Below are 14805 nucleotides of genomic sequence, written 5' to 3'. Positions count from 1 at the left end.
GGTCTCCGCTACGAGAGCGGACCGCCGAAGATGTCGATAGTGCCTTCTTTGAGGCTCACAATTGCACGCTTGGTGTTCTTGCGGGTACCCCATCCGAATTTGGTGCGCTTGCGCTTACCGGCACGGTTGATGGTGTTGATCGAGTCGACCTTGACGGAGAAGATTTTCTCCACGGCCAGCTTGATCTCGGTCTTGTTCGAGCGGGGGTCCACCAGGAAGGTGTACTTGCCCTCATCGATCAGGCCGTAGCTCTTTTCCGAAACGACGGGTGCAAGCACGACGTCGCGCGGGTCCTTGAGGGTGGCTGCACTCACTTGGCATCCTCCTGGTTCTTTGCCACTGCCCGGTGAGCAACGAATGCTTCGTAGGCAGCCTTGGTGAAGACAACGTCATCGGAGACGAGAACGTCGTAGGTGTTCAGCTGGTCTGCGTACAGAACGTGAACATCAGTGAGGTTGCGCACGGAGAGTGCAGCAACATCGTTGGCGCGCTCGATGACGACGAGCAGGTTCTTGCGCTCGGAGACACCTCGCAGAGTTGCCAGTGCCGCGCTGGAGGACGGCTTGGTGCCGGCTACCAGTTCAGCAACAACGTGGATGCGGCCGTTACGGGCGCGGTCAGAGAGAGCGCCGCGCAGTGCAGCAGCAATCATCTTCTTGGGGGTGCGCTGGCTGTAGTCACGCGGCGTGGGGCCGTGGACAACGCCACCACCGGTCATGTGAGGAGCACGGATTGAACCCTGACGGGCGCGGCCGGTGCCCTTCTGCTTGAACGGCTTGCGACCTGCACCGGAAACTTCGGCGCGGGTCTTGGTCTTGTGGGTACCCTGGCGAGCAGCAGCGAGCTGGGCAACGACGACCTGGTGCAGCAGCGGCACGTTGGTCTGTACGTCGAAGATCTCTGCAGGCAGGTCAACCTTGACAGTGCTAGTCATTGAACTAGGCTCCCTTCACGGCGGTGCGTACGAGTACGACCTGGCCGCGGGCGCCGGGGACGGCGCCCTTGATCAGGAGCAGCGACTTCTCGACGTCAACCGCGTGGACCGTGAGGTTCAGCGTGGTGTGACGAACGGCGCCCATGCGGCCGGCCATTTTCATGCCCTTGAAGACGCGGCTCGGGGTGGATGCGCCACCGATAGAACCGGGCTTACGGTGGTTCTTGTGGGCACCGTGGGAAGCTCCAACGCCGTGGAAGCCGTGACGCTTCATAACACCGGCGAAGCCCTTACCCTTGGTGGTGCCAACGACGTCGATCTTCTGGCCGGCTTCGAAGAGCTCTACAGAGAGCTCCTGGCCCAGCTCGTAAGATGCAGCATCTGCAGTGCGCAGTTCTACGACGTGGCGGCGAGGCGTGACGCCCGCCTTTTCAAAGTGACCAGCCAGCGGCTTGGTGACCTTGCGGGGATCGATCTGGCCGTAGCCGATCTGAACGGCGACATAGCCATCAGTGTCTGCATTGCGCAGCTGCGTGATGACGTTCGAGTCAGCCTGGACCACAGTGACGGGGATGAGCTTGTTGTTCTCGTCCCAGACCTGGGTCATGCCGAGCTTCGTGCCCAGCAGGCCCTTTACGTTACGGGTTGCGGTCATAGTTTCTCAGCACCTCCCTAAAGCTTGATTTCGATGTTCACGTCGGCCGGCAGGTCGAGACGCATGAGCGAATCAACAGCCTTCGGCGTGGGGTCGATGATGTCGATCAGACGCTTGTGAGTACGCATTTCGAAGTGCTCACGGCTGTCCTTGTACTTGTGCGGAGAGCGGATTACGCAGTAGATGTTCTTCTCCGTCGGCAGCGGCACAGGGCCTACTACCGTGGCGCCTGCGCGCGTGACCGTCTCAACGATCTTCCGTGCTGAAGAGTCAATGACCTCGTGGTCGTATGACTTCAGCCGGATGCGGATTTTTTGTCCCGCCATGTCGCCTGACTCTCTTTCGTTGGTGCTGCTCCAGTGAGGGCTGCTCTGTTTACTTGCATGTTGCATGTGGCTGCCGAAGCAATTGAAGTCGTAACTACCACCCGCCGCACAAACTGAATCCGGATAAATCCGGGTTCCTCAATCTGCCGGCGTAACCGACCCCCGCGGTCGGGCGTGTCGCGCTTTTCACGCGAACCAGCCCGCAGTTCCATTGGGAGTGGGTTATGTTTGGTCTCCCACTTGGACCCTGGCACCCGGCATTATCCGGATCGGGACGCGAAGGAGCGCTTGAACAACTCATCTAGTATGCCGGAATTAACGGGCAGAAGCGAATCAGGGGCAACGTGGAGGGGTGCCGGCGGGTCATTGCCTTCAGCGGGCCGCGTGGGGATGATAGGGACATGACTGTGCAGGACTCTGTAGCAGTTCAGGCCCTCGCCGCGCGCCTGAGCCCCGATTTCCAGCTGGGCGTTGCCTCCGCCGCCTTCCAGATCGAGGGCTCCCTTGCCGCCGGCGGCCGTGGCCCCTCCGGCTGGGACGCCTTCGTCGAGAAACCCGGCAGCATCCGGGGCGGCCACTCCCCCGCCGTCGCCTGCGACCACTACAACCGCACCCCCGAAGACATTAACCTGATGCGCACGCTCGGCATCGACTCGTACCGTTTCTCCCTTTCCTGGCCGCGGATCCAGCCCGAGGGGACCGGTCCGTTCAACAGTGAAGGGCTCGATTTTTACGACCGGCTGATCGACCAGCTGCTCGAGGCCGGCATCTCACCGATGGCCACCCTGTACCACTGGGACACCCCCTTGCCGCTGGAACACCGCGGCGGCTGGCTGAACCGCTCCACCGCGGAACGCTTCGCCGAGTACAGCGCGGCGGCCGGCCGGCGGTTCGGCGACCGTGTGGCCCAGTGGGTGACGCTGAACGAACCGGTGTCAGTGACGCTCAACGGTTACGCCCTGGGCGTCCACGCCCCGGGCCGCGACCTGCTCTTCGATGCCCTGCCCGCTGTGCACCACCAGCTCCTCGGCCACGGCCTCGCCGTGCAGGCGCTGCGAGCGGAGGGGGTCAGCGGCGCCGTGGGAGTCACCAACCTGCACTCCCCGGTACGGCCAGCGTCCCGCTCGGTGACGGACCGGTTCCTGGCCAACATCTTCGACCTCGTGCTGAACCGCGTCTATGCGGACCCCATCCTCCTGGGCCGGTACCCGAAGGTGCCCCTGATCGCAAAGCCCTGGTTCCGTTCGCTGGGGAAGAGCTCCGACGCCGACCTGCGGACCATCCACCAGCCCCTGGACTTCTACGGGCTGAACTACTACTACCCCGTGAAGGTCGCGACGGGCGCCGGACCGGCCGAAAGCCCCGTGGGGACCACGGACGCGATGCTGAAGATGCCGTTCCACATGGCAGCGTTCCCGGAGTATGCCACCACGGGTTTCGGCTGGCCGGTGGCACCGGACCATCTGGGGCCGCTGCTGCGCGAGCTGAAGGACCGGTATGCCGGGGCGCTCCCGCCGCTGTACATCACCGAAAGCGGGGCCAGCTTCCCCGAACCCGACCATGTGTCCGGCCCCATCGCGGATACCGAACGGATCAGCTACATCGCCTCCCACCTCGGCCACGCCCTGGCCGCCACGGCGCCCGGCGGCATCGCCGAGGACGTCGAACTGCTGGGCTACTACGTCTGGACGCTGATGGACAACTTCGAGTGGGCGGCCGGCTACTCGCAACGCTTCGGCCTGGTCCATGTGGACTTCGACACCCAGGAACGCACGCCCAAGGATTCCTACTACTGGTACCAGGCACTCAGCCGGGCCCGCAAAGGCTGACCGGACAGGGGCGTTGCCGGACTGACGGGTCAGTCCGGACGACCAGGCAGTCCGGACCGTGGTGCTCCGGCCGGCTGCCCGTCTTTGCGCCTATTTCTCCCGGTTTGCCCGGCTGATGCGTTTGGCCCGCTCAATCTCGTGGCGGAAGTGCTTCTTGGCCCAAAAGACACCGGCGACGACGGCAACGGCCACCAACAGGAAAATAAACCAGCCCATTGTGAGCTCCCTTCGTTGGGAGCAACGATATCAGCGCCCGGTCCCCGTCAACCATGGTCCACCGGCTCGCGGTGCGCCGCCGGCTCGGGCGGGGCGGGCTTGCTGCGGTTCAGCCGCCAGACCGCGATTGCGATCAGGGCCAGGGCAATGAGGGCCAGCAAAACGAAGGTGTACTGGCGCATCGCCCACAGGATACACAGCGCCACCCCCGCGGCGCCCCACCAGACAAACAACCGTTCCCCCACGGCCAGCCCGGCCATGAGCAGCACGGCCATCAGCGCCAGGACCCAGAGCTGCTGCCCCGGATCACCGCCGAGGATGATTCCCAGCCCGGACAGCGTCAGGAGTCCTGCGCCGCCGGACCACAGCACCCGGACTGCTGCCCGGTTTCCGGACAGTTGGCGGAGTGCGCCCAGCACCGCCGCGAGAACCACGTACCACTGCAGGGTCCAGAACCAGTCGGGCCAGCCGGACCCCGCGTCGAGTCCGGTGAACAGCACCGTGCGCTGCACGGCCGCCGTCGTGGCAAAGGCTCCCAGCTCCGCGGCCACCCGGCGGGCACGAGCCGGTGCTTCGGCGCAGCAGGCCGCGGCGGTGGCCGCCACGAGCACCGCACCGGCCCAGGACGTCACGTCCCACCGCAGCCCGGCGGCCGCGGCGAGGCCCAGACCCAGGACTCCGGCGGCCGCGAGCGAGAAGCGCCGGACCGGATCGGCGCCCAGCGGGCCGCGGCGCAGCCACCGGATGGCGTACATTGCCGCAGCAGCCGGAGCGCAGCCGGCCAGCCACGGCAGGTAACTGCCCCACGCGCCCGGAACGGCGTCCAGCATCTGGGCGGCTGCCAGCGTGGCACCTGCCAGCACCGCCGCCACCGCGGGCACATACACCGCCGGCCACCGCTCCAGGTGCGACGCCCCAAAGAGGACCACCGCGAGCACCAGCACCGATGCCCCGGTCAGCCAGTCAGCGGCCGCAGGCGCCAGCAGCAGGGCCGACCCGACGAAGGCACCGGAGCCGGCCAGCCAGAGCCAGCGTTCGACGTCGGCCCGCGCGTTCCGACGGAAGAGCAGGCCTGCGCCGGTGGCGGCCAGCGCCAGTACGAGCAGCACAACCACGACCCCGTCGGAGCTCAGCAACGGCCGGCCAAGGAAAACGCCGGCAGCCGCAGGGCCGTCGAACTGCGCCAGCGGACCCAGCGCCACGGTGCCGAGCACGGCGGCATAGACCGTCAGATAGGCCGCCCCGCGGGCCGCGAACACCCGGCTGGCGGCTGCGGCGGAAACCAGCAGCAGGCTCACGTGCAGCAGGACGACCCAGCGTCCGCCGTTGTCCGGCGCTGCCGCAAGGTAGCCGAGCGGCAGCGCCGTCTGGGCGGCGAGCGTGATCCACACCGCCGCCTGCTGGAACGGGACTTCCAGCAGCCGGTGCCGCATGAGCCAGCGGATCACGTGCTGGGCCGCGAGGACCAGCCCGAACGTTACCGAGACGGCGGTGACCGAGACCGTTGCGTCATAGCTGAGCACGAGTGCCAGTGCCAGGGTCAGCACCCGGGCCGCAGCGAAGTAGCTGCCTTTGGCCGTGCGCGAAGTGGCAGCCACCACCATCGCGGCACTGAAGGCCGCAAAGATGCCCAGGACCAGCTCGACGTCGAGCGCCATACCCGCACGGGCCGGCAGCAGCACCAACAGCGCCGCGGGGGCAAACACAGCCGCCCCTGGGCGGGCACGCAGCACGAACCCCGCAGCCGCTGCGCTGAGGGACATCACGACGACGGCGGCGGTCAGCTGCCAGCCCCCGGCTGCCTGGTCCTGGAGGCCGGAGAACCTGAGCAGGGACAGGCCGGCAGCCTGTAGTCCGAGCACGACGGCGGCGTCGGTGAGCACGCCGCGGGGAGCCCGTCCCCGGGCCTCGGCCAGCAGGGGGAATACCAGCTGCAGCCCCAACGCCAGTTCCGCAAGCGAGGCGCCCGCGACTTCGCCGCCGCCGATCAGCAGCGGGCCGGCGTCCTGCCGGAGCTGCTGGTAGCCCGTCAGGACCAGGACGGTGCCGGTCCCGCGGGCCAGCCACCAGTAGCTCCACCGCTGCTGCATCCCGATGCGTCGCAGGGCAGTTGCCGCCAGATAAAGCACGGTCAGGACCAGGCTGATGTTGCCGGCCCGGAGCGAGACGCCGGCAAACGCCATGCCGCACAGCGCCGCCGCCATGCCCACGGGCAGCAGCTCAGGGATCCCGGCACGCCACGGGGACCCTGCTGCCGCTTGAGCGGTGAGGGCCCAGCCGATACCCAGGCAGACGAGGAGCTGGAGCACGATGGCGGCGCCGGTGAGCGCTCTCCCCTGCGTGTCGTCGACGAACGCCATGGCGGCGAGGGCGGGAAGCGCCGCGACGGTGAAGGCGGCCAGGGTCTGGTTGGGGGCCAGCGAGGGCACGGCCGCCCGGACGAGGACCGCGGTGGCGAGCTGCTGCGCCACGAGGGCCAGCAGGAAAGCGGACACCACCGGAAGCGAACCGGGGAGTTCGCCGGTCACCGCCGCGGTGGCCGCGGGAACGGCCAGCGTCGCTGCGGTGCGGGCGGCGAGAACGAAGTGCAGCCGCAAGGGCTCCGCCGGGGGCCTCGAGCGGCCCGCCCAGAACAGCGCTGCCAGCAGCAGGAAGCCCGCCGGGGTCCAGCCGCCGGCAGGGTCACCGATGGCGGCTGACAGCACGAGGGCAGCCAGCGGCGCCCATTCCGCCAGTCCGCCGAGGCCCACCGCGAGGGCCATGGCGGTGAGCAACGCCAGCAGCAGCGGCGCCCATACCGGCACGTCGGCATTTGGGTCGGCCGGAACATCCAGCAGGGTCACCGCACGCCAGGACAGGGTCAGGAGCAGTTGCAGCCCGAAGGTGCCGAGGGCGTCCGCCCGCCTGCGGCCGGCCGACCCCAGCAGTGCGGCAGGAACGACGTCCCGCCCCGAGGCCAACAGGACAGCCTGGAGGGCTGCCAGCACGAGGGCTGTCAGCAGCATCCACGGCAGGCTGTCGCTCGCCGCCCAGACCGCGGCCGCCGGCGCCACGGTGAGGCTGAAGCGCGCCCCGTAGTACTGGGCGACCCGGAATCGGCTCTGCGGAACAGCCGCCATCAGGGCGAAGTAGGCGCCACACAGGAACATGATGAGCGCGTACTCGCCCCTGCCGAGCAGCAGCGGAATGAAGGTCACCGCGACCGCGACGGCGGGAACCACAAACGGGTGCAGGTCCATGAGCGGCTTGAGGAAGACCGACGGCATCCAGCGGGGCCTGGTCAGGGCCAGCAGTGTCAGGACGACCACCATGGCGATCAGCGCAGCGAAATACCAGACGAGGGCCCCGCCCAGGACCGAAATTCCGGACCACGTCGTCGACACGGCGAACGTCAGGGACAGATAGGCGAGGACCTTGCTGTCCATCCGGACGGCGGCGGCAACATAGGCGACGGTGCCGATGGCTGAGGTGACCAGCCAGGCGGCAGGGCCGTCGGGCAGGGTGAAGTTGTACAGGGCCAGGCCGGCCACCGGGATCAGTGCCAGTCCGGTACCGGTGAATGCGACGGCGGCGGGCCTGAGCCGCGGGGCCTTCGCGTGCAGGATCAGCCCACCGGTAAAGAACAGTGCAGTGATCGCGGCGACGCCGGCGAAGCGGAGGACTTCCGGCAGGGCCGTGCCGACGAACAGGGCGCCGGCAGCCACCAGCAGGAGGCTGGCGACGTAGAGGGTGATGTTGATGTTCTGGCGGTCCCGCTTCTCCTTGCGGGCGGCCCGCTCCGCGGCGGATTCCTGCGGACCAGCCGGACGCGGGGGCGGCGGAGCGGGCGGCTGCAGTGGCAGGGGTCGAGACAGTTCCTGCCGGACCGGCTGGAACCGCTGGGTTGGGGCTGGCGGCACTGTCAGTGCGGAAGACGGGATGGTCGATGCTGCCTGCCCGGGGGCGGCCTCCGCATCCCTCCAGCCCTGAAGGTGCCCGGCACGGAAACCCGCCGCGAAGGTCCCCCTGCTCTCCGCCTCGCTGCGCCGGCGCTCCCGCGCTCTCCCCCAGCGGACACCCGCCAGGAGGGCGCCCGCCAGCAGAAGCAGAACAAGCAGGGGCGGGACAGCGGTCGACATAGATGCCCTTCGTGATTCTGGCTGTCCGGATCCGCCCAGCCCATTAAATCCAATGACTAGATGAAATATATCACCGGCGGGCAGTCAACGGATGCCTGCCCACAGGGCACGCTCCCACGACCGGGGATCCTCCACAACCCGGGAAACCGCGTCGAACAGCATCGTGGCCCTCCGCCCCGGGTCATACTGCGGCCAGCCCGGGTCACCCGTGCCCGCAAACGCCACCCACGCGGCGTGCATGGTGCGCGCGAGTTCCTGCGGCGGATCGTTGCCCAGCAGCGGACCGAACAGCGGTGCGTCCGGCGTCGCCGTGTCGAAGACAAATGCAACCTCAAGGGCATGGACTGCACCGAGACCCGGTGCGGCCCAGTGGAATTCGTACATGTAGGTCCCCGCCGCGGAGCTGGCGCGGGCATGCGCGTCGGCCAGACGGATCGCAGGGATCCGCATCCACCAGTCAGTCTGGACCGCAGCCAGCAGATCACCGGGAGTTGCCGACGGGTAGTGCGCCCGGTAAGCCGCCAGCGCCTCCCCGGCCGGCAGCCCGTACGTGGCCAAAGCCTGGTGTCCGAAGGAACGGACCGGTCCGCCCAGGATCTCGTCAGTGATCCCGGCGATCGCGCCGCTGGCGACCAGCCAGAGCCGCCAGTCGTCGGCGTTGGTGCCGACGATCACGTCGACCTGTCTGCCGGCTCCGGCAGCGATCCGATCGATCGGCGGCCCCGGCAGAATGTCGCCGTCGACGACGGGCTGCCACGGCATCGTACTGGCCACCACCGCTTCGCCCCAGCGCTCCGGGTCGGGGTCGGCGAGCAGTTCGTCCTTCAGTCCGGCCTGGGCCGCCAGCAGACGCGCGACGCCGGCGCCCGCGATCGCCTCACGGGTCGCGGGCACCCCGAGCTTGCCGGCCAGGTAGCCGGCGATGCGCAGCGCATCCCCGGCGGGCGTGACCTGGTGGGCTGCGCCGCTTTGCAGGATCGCCCGCCGGAAGAGCCCGTCCGCGCGGGGCATGGCGAGCAGCATCCCGATGCTCATCGCACCGGCGGACTCGCCGAAGACAGTGACGTTGCCGGGGTCCCCGCCGAAAGCAGCGATGTTGTCCCGTAGCCACTGGAGCGCAGCGACCTGGTCGAGAAGTCCGAGGTTGGCGATGCCGTCGCCGAGGTAGAGGAAGCCTTCCGCGCCCGGACGCCAGTTGATGACGACACAGACCACGCCGTCCCGGGCGAAACGGCTACCGTCGTAGGCCGCCGTCGAGCTGAGCTCGAACATGCCGCCCTGGATCCAGACCATGACGGGCAACCTTGCCGGGCCGGTCTCCGGCGTCCAGATGTTGAGGTTCAGGCAGTCCTCGGCCGGGGCAGCCCGGTCCACGGCCGCGAACGCGGGCCCGACGGCTTCCCAGTCCTCGGATGCCCCGGCGGCCGGGCCGCTGGGGGTCGGCGGCGCCACCTGAGGGGGCTCCGGCCCAAGGGCTGTGGCATCACGCACGCCGGGCCACGGCGTAACCGGCCGGGGCGGCCGCAGCCGGCCCGCGCCGAAGGGCGGCGCGGCATACGGTACGTCGAGAAAGGTGTGAACGCCGTCGGCAAAGCTCCCGCGCAGCACCCCGTGAACCGTCGTGACAAGGTCATTCATCAGACCATCGTCGGTCCGGCGCGCGCGGCCGGGTAAGGGGCCTTGGACCTGCCCGCCCTGGCGGCGGACGCGGCGTCGGTGGCGGAGGAGGCGCAGTAGGGCCGTCGGAGGCGGCGCAGCGGCGTCGCAGCAGTGGCGCAGCAAAAAGAACAGCCCCGCTGCGACTGCAGCGGGGCTGTTCTTTGCTTCACGGGGGCCGTCAGACGGCCACCCGATCAGGGGTCTAACTCAGATCAGCAAGTACTACTTGAGGATCTTGGTAACGCGTCCCGAACCAACGGTGCGGCCGCCTTCGCGGATAGCGAAGCCGAGGCCCTCTTCCATGGCGATGGGCTGGATGAGCGCAACGGTCATCTCAGTGTTGTCGCCGGGCATAACCATTTCCGTGCCTTCCGGCAGGGTGATAACGCCGGTTACGTCCGTGGTGCGGAAGTAGAACTGCGGGCGGTAGTTGGAGTAGAACGGGTTGTGACGCCCGCCTTCGTCCTTGGAGAGGATGTAGACGTTAGCCTCGAAGTCGGTGTGCGGGGTAATGGAACCCGGCTTGACGACAACCTGGCCACGCTCAACATCGTCGCGCTTCAGACCGCGGAGCAGGAGGCCACAGTTCTCGCCGGCCCATGCTTCGTCGAGCTGCTTGTGGAACATCTCGATACCGGTAACCGTGGTCTTCTGGACCGGGCGGATGCCGACGATCTCGACCTCGGAGTTGATGGCGAGGGTTCCGCGCTCGGCGCGGCCCGTAACAACGGTGCCACGGCCGGTGATCGTGAAGACATCTTCGATCGGCATCAGGAAGGGCTTGTCGCGGTCGCGTACCGGGTCCGGCACGGAGTTGTCGACAGCTTCCATGAGGTCCTCGACGGACTTGACCCAAACCGGGTCGCCTTCGAGAGCCTTCAGGCCTGAAACGCGAACGACCGGAGCCTCATCGCCATCGAAGCCCTGAGCCGAAAGCAGCTCGCGAACTTCCATTTCGACGAGGTCGAGGAGCTCTTCGTCATCGACCATGTCCGACTTGTTCAGTGCAACCAGCAGGTAGGGAACGCCAACCTGGCGGGCGAGCAGGACGTGCTCGCGGGTCTGAGCCATCGGGCCGTCAGTGGCGGCAACCACGAGGATTGCACCGTCCATCTGTGCAGCGCCGGTGATCATGTTCTTGATGTAGTCAGCGTGACCCGGGGCGTCTACGTGTGCGTAGTGGCGCTTCTCGGTCTGGTACTCAACGTGGGAGATGTTGATGGTAATGCCGCGCTGACGCTCTTCGGGAGCAGAGTCAATGGACGCGAAGTCGCGCTGCTCGTTGAGTGTCGGGTACTTGTCGTACAGCACCTTGGAAATCGCGGCCGTCAGCGTCGTCTTACCGTGGTCAACGTGACCAATGGTGCCGATGTTGACGTGCGGCTTAGTCCGCTCGAACTTTGCCTTTGCCACAGGTTCCTCCTAGAACGTTTTCAAATGACTTACTCTTCGACCGCGCTTGTCGCGGCGAAACTTCAGTAAGTCTACTTGGGGGGCTTTGGATTGATGAAATTGCAGATTCAGGAACTAATACTAGTCCCTCGAGTCTGCCGGTGCAGATGGCAGCCCGGCTTGCCCGGAAAAGCGGCTGGCCGGAACCGGCCACCTGCACCGGGCGAATCTCCGTTGACGGAAACGCACCCGAGTTTGTTGCTGCGAGAGCCCTAGGGACTACTCGCCGCGGTTCTTCTGGATGATCTCGTCGGCAAATGCCTTCGGGACCTCGGCGTAGCTGTGGAACGTCATGGAGTACACAGCGCGGCCCTGGGTCTTCGAGCGCAGGTCACCGATGTAGCCGAACATGCCGGACAGCGGGACGTGCGCGCGGATGACCTTGACGCCCTGGGCATCTTCCATGGACTGCATCTGGCCACGGCGGGAGTTGAGGTCACCGATAACTTCACCCATGTATTCCTCAGGGGTGCGGACCTCGACATCCATCAGCGGTTCGAGCAGGATGGGGTTCGCCTTGCGTGCGGCTTCCTTGAAAGCCATACGCCCGGCGATCTTGAACGCCATTTCCGAGGAGTCAACATCGTGGTACGCGCCGTCAATCAGCGTGGCCTTGATGCCGACAACCGGGTAGCCCGCGAGGACGCCGTCGTTCAGCGCATCCTGGATACCGGCGTCGACCGAGGGGATGTATTCGCGCGGAATACGTCCACCGGTGACCTTGTTCGAGAACTCGTACAGCTCGCCCTCGGACGTGTCCAGCGGCTCGATCGCGATCTGGATCTTTGCGAACTGGCCGGAACCACCGGTCTGCTTCTTGTGCGTGTAGTCGTGACGCTCTACAGCACGCTTGATGGTTTCGCGGTAGGCAACCTGGGGCTTGCCCACGTTTGCCTCGACCTTGAATTCGCGGCGCATGCGGTCCACCAGGATATCCAGGTGGAGCTCGCCCATGCCGGCGATGATGGTCTGGCCGGTGTCCTCGTTGAGGGAGACCTGGAAGGTCGGGTCCTCAGCGGAGAGCTTCTGGATGGCCGTGGAGAGCTTCTCCTGGTCACCCTTGGTGTTCGGCTCGATCGCAACAGAGATCACGGGCTCCGGGAAGCTCATGGACTCGAGGACGATCTGGTTGCTCGGATCACACAGGGTGTCGCCCGTGGTGGTGTCCTTCAGACCGATCGCTGCGTAGATGTGGCCAGCGGTAGCGCCGTCAACGGGCATTTCCTTGTTGGCGTGCATCTGGAACAGCTTGCCGATGCGCTCCTTCTTGCCCTTGGTGGAGTTGACCACCTGGGAGCCTGCTTCCACGTGACCGGAGTACACGCGGATGAAGGTGAGCTGACCGAAGAACGGGTGCGTGGCAATCTTGAACGCCAGAGCCGAGAACGGCTCATCGGCAGACGGCTTGCGCGTCAGTTCCTTTTCTTCGTCGCGGGGATCGTGACCGATCATCGGCGGGACGTCGAGCGGGTTCGGCAGGTAGTCCACGACAGCGTCAAGCATCGGCTGGACGCCGCGGTTCTTGAACGCGGAGCCGCAGAAGACCGGGTAGAGCTCGGAGCTGATCGTCATCTTGCGGATGCCGGCCTTGAGCTCGTCGGTGGTGATTTCTTCACCTTCGAGGTACTTCTCCATGAGCTCTTCGGAGGACTCAGCAACGGTCTCAACGAGCGTTGCGCGGTACTCTTCGGCCTTTTCCTTGAGGTCAGCCGGGATCTCCTGGATCTCGTACTTGGCACCCATGGTGACGTCACCCTTGGAGTCGCCGGGCCAGACCAGTGCGCGCATGTAAAGCAGGTCGACGACGCCGATGAAGTCGTTCTCGGCGCCGATCGGAAGCTGCATGACGAGCGGCTTGGCACCGAGGCGGCTGATGATGGTGTCGACGGTGAAGTAGAAGTCAGCGCCGAGCTTGTCCATCTTGTTGACGAAGCAGATGCGCGGAACGTTGTACTTGTCAGCCTGGCGCCAGACAGTCTCAGACTGCGGCTCCACGCCTTCCTTGCCATCGAACACAGCAACTGCACCGTCGAGGACGCGCAGGGAGCGCTCAACCTCAACCGTGAAGTCAACGTGGCCGGGGGTGTCGATGATGTTGATCTGGTTGTTTTCCCAGAAGCAGGTCACGGCGGCAGACGTGATGGTGATGCCGCGTTCCTTTTCCTGTTCCATCCAGTCAGTCGTCGAAGCGCCGTCGTGCGTTTCGCCGATCTTGTGGTTCACACCTGTGTAGAACAGAATGCGCTCGGTAGTAGTGGTCTTGCCGGCGTCAATGTGGGCCATGATGCCGATATTGCGGACCTTGCTAAGGTCGGTAAGCACGTCCTGTGCCACGGTGTCTCCCTTTCGGATGGACTGCACGTTCGCCGCCGGCTCGGTAGAGCCGGCGGCGTCCGGGAAGTATTACCAGCGGTAGTGTGCGAAGGCCTTGTTGGACTCGGCCATCTTGTGCGTGTCTTCGCGACGCTTCACAGCGGCACCGAGACCGTTGGAGGCATCCAGAATCTCGTTCTGGAGGCGCTCGGTCATGGTCTTCTCGCGGCGGGCCTTGGAGTAGCCAACCAGCCAGCGCAGTGCGAGTGCGGTGGAGCGGCCCGGCTTGACCTCAACCGGAACCTGGTAGGTGGCGCCACCGACGCGGCGGGAGCGGACCTCGAGGGAAGGCTTGACGTTCTCCATGGCCTTCTTGAGGGCTGCAACCGGGTCGCCGCCGGACTTGGCACGAGCACCTTCGAGTGCACCGTAAACGATGCGCTCTGCGGTGGACTTCTTGCCGTCAACGAGCACCTTGTTGATCAGCTGGGTGACCAGCGGGGAGCCGTAAACGGGATCTAGAACTAGCGGCCGCTTGGGGGCCGGACCCTTGCGAGGCATATTACTTCTTCTCCATCTTTGCGCCGTAGCGGCTACGAGCCTGCTTACGGTTCTTGACACCCTGGGTATCGAGGGCACCACGGACGATCTTGTAACGGACACCCGGAAGGTCCTTAACGCGGCCGCCACGGACGAGCACAATGGAGTGCTCCTGCAGGTTGTGGCCTACACCGGGGATGTAAGCGGTGACTTCAACGCCACCGTTGAGGCGCACACGTGCAACCTTACGCAGAGCCGAGTTCGGCTTCTTCGGGGTCGTCGTGTAAACGCGGGTGCAGACACCGCGGCGCATGGGGCTGCCGTTAAGCGCGGGGGCCTTGGTCTTCTTGACCTTAGGCGTGCGGCCCTTGCGGACCAGCTGGTTAATCGTAGGCACTCTCGTGTTCTCCGTTTTATCCGGAGCGGCCGTTGGCAGCCGCTCTCTTGTCGCTGCGCCCCGCCGCTCGAGCTTTGAAGTTCTCTCCGGAGCGGCTGAGGCGAAGCCTTAATAGTCGGACCGCACGCCGGGAACCACGGACTTTCATCCCGGATTGCCCCTAGGCATGCGAAAATGTGGCATACGTTGCACAAGAACCCTGCAAACCGGAAACGTCGACCTGGTTCAGCCTTTCAGCTTCTACCGGCGCTCTCATCCACTGCCACAATAACAATTAGTCTCAAGTCTAACACGAACGGGTCCCGGCCCTTAATCGGCGCGGAACCAGGCCCCCCTCCCCCGGGGACGGGGGCCGCCCTTAAACAC

General features: G+C 66.0%; 12 protein-coding genes. 1 reads left to right on the top strand and 11 read right to left on the bottom strand.

From position 1 onward, the window contains the following. Positions 1-8: 8 nt before the first annotated feature. Genes rplW through rpsJ form a run of 4 tightly spaced genes read right to left on the bottom strand, consistent with a single transcriptional unit; the run spans position 9 to position 1915 of the window. Positions 9-314, bottom strand: a complete 306-nt coding sequence (gene rplW / locus AC1MFL_RS14145; RefSeq protein WP_056425233.1) for a 50S ribosomal protein L23 — start codon at positions 312-314, stop codon at positions 9-11. Next, positions 311-934, bottom strand: coding sequence for a 50S ribosomal protein L4 (gene rplD / locus AC1MFL_RS14140; RefSeq protein ID WP_479810502.1), 624 nt, complete (start codon positions 932-934; stop codon positions 311-313). The genes rplW and rplD overlap by 4 nt, the downstream gene beginning before the upstream one ends. Positions 935-938: 4 nt before the next feature. Then, positions 939-1589 (bottom strand): 50S ribosomal protein L3, encoded by a 651-nt coding sequence (gene rplC / locus AC1MFL_RS14135; protein ID WP_301226767.1) that lies wholly within the window; start codon positions 1587-1589, stop codon positions 939-941. Positions 1590-1606: 17 nt separating this feature from the next. Next, complete coding sequence (gene rpsJ / locus AC1MFL_RS14130; RefSeq protein WP_024366135.1) at positions 1607-1915, bottom strand: 30S ribosomal protein S10; 309 nt, start codon at positions 1913-1915, stop codon at positions 1607-1609. Between the two features lie 401 nt (positions 1916-2316). Here rpsJ and AC1MFL_RS14125 point away from each other — a divergent pair, with 401 nt between their 5' ends. Next, positions 2317-3744: a GH1 family beta-glucosidase gene (locus AC1MFL_RS14125; RefSeq protein WP_479810501.1), complete on the top strand. Its 1428-nt coding sequence runs from the start codon at positions 2317-2319 to the stop codon at positions 3742-3744. A gap of 90 nt (positions 3745-3834) precedes the next feature. On the opposite strand, the gene AC1MFL_RS14120 is transcribed toward AC1MFL_RS14125, so the two are convergent. From AC1MFL_RS14120 to rpsL, 7 genes are all read right to left on the bottom strand, one after another. After that, positions 3835-3960: a hypothetical protein gene (locus AC1MFL_RS14120; protein WP_264197201.1), complete on the bottom strand. Its 126-nt coding sequence runs from the start codon at positions 3958-3960 to the stop codon at positions 3835-3837. A gap of 47 nt (positions 3961-4007) precedes the next feature. Next, entirely contained in the window at positions 4008-8078 is a 4071-nt protein-coding gene (locus AC1MFL_RS14115; RefSeq protein WP_479810500.1) for a hypothetical protein, read from the bottom strand. Between the two features lie 84 nt (positions 8079-8162). Next, positions 8163-9716 (bottom strand): carboxylesterase/lipase family protein, encoded by a 1554-nt coding sequence (locus tag AC1MFL_RS14110; protein WP_479810499.1) that lies wholly within the window; start codon positions 9714-9716, stop codon positions 8163-8165. A 243-nt stretch (positions 9717-9959) separates the two neighbouring features. Beyond that, positions 9960-11150, bottom strand: a complete 1191-nt coding sequence (gene tuf, locus AC1MFL_RS14105) for an elongation factor Tu (protein WP_069949303.1) — start codon at positions 11148-11150, stop codon at positions 9960-9962. Between the two features lie 258 nt (positions 11151-11408). After that, a complete protein-coding gene (fusA, locus tag AC1MFL_RS14100) occupies positions 11409-13523 on the bottom strand; it encodes an elongation factor G (protein ID WP_479810498.1) in 2115 nt (704 codons plus the stop codon). A 69-nt stretch (positions 13524-13592) separates the two neighbouring features. Further along, complete coding sequence (rpsG, locus tag AC1MFL_RS14095) at positions 13593-14063, bottom strand: 30S ribosomal protein S7 (protein ID WP_011692813.1); 471 nt, start codon at positions 14061-14063, stop codon at positions 13593-13595. Between the two features lies 1 nt (position 14064). Beyond that, positions 14065-14439: a 30S ribosomal protein S12 gene (rpsL, locus tag AC1MFL_RS14090; protein WP_011692814.1), complete on the bottom strand. Its 375-nt coding sequence runs from the start codon at positions 14437-14439 to the stop codon at positions 14065-14067. Between the last annotated feature and the right edge of the window lie 366 nt (positions 14440-14805).

The sequence above is a fragment of the Arthrobacter sp. BG3 genome, from assembly GCF_056680185.1.
Note: the sequence above shows the minus strand (reverse complement) of the source record. Positions and strands in the feature narration are given on the sequence as shown.

Bases quoted from the DNA above. Each gene is read 5' to 3' on its own strand.
- rpsJ (WP_024366135.1), bottom strand. From the start codon at position 1,915: ATGGCGGGACAAAAAATCCGCATCCGGCTGAAGTCATACGACCACGAG.
- AC1MFL_RS14115 (WP_479810500.1), bottom strand. From the start codon at position 8,078: ATGTCGACCGCTGTCCCGCCCCTGCTTGTTCTGCTTCTGCTGGCGGGC.
- rpsG (WP_011692813.1), bottom strand. From the start codon at position 14,063: ATGCCTCGCAAGGGTCCGGCCCCCAAGCGGCCGCTAGTTCTAGATCCC.
- AC1MFL_RS14125 (WP_479810501.1), top strand. From the start codon at position 2,317: ATGACTGTGCAGGACTCTGTAGCAGTTCAGGCCCTCGCCGCGCGCCTG.
- AC1MFL_RS14110 (WP_479810499.1), bottom strand. From the start codon at position 9,716: ATGAATGACCTTGTCACGACGGTTCACGGGGTGCTGCGCGGGAGCTTT.
- rplC (WP_301226767.1), bottom strand. From the start codon at position 1,589: ATGACCGCAACCCGTAACGTAAAGGGCCTGCTGGGCACGAAGCTCGGC.
- AC1MFL_RS14120 (WP_264197201.1), bottom strand. From the start codon at position 3,960: ATGGGCTGGTTTATTTTCCTGTTGGTGGCCGTTGCCGTCGTCGCCGGT.
- rplD (WP_479810502.1), bottom strand. From the start codon at position 934: ATGACTAGCACTGTCAAGGTTGACCTGCCTGCAGAGATCTTCGACGTA.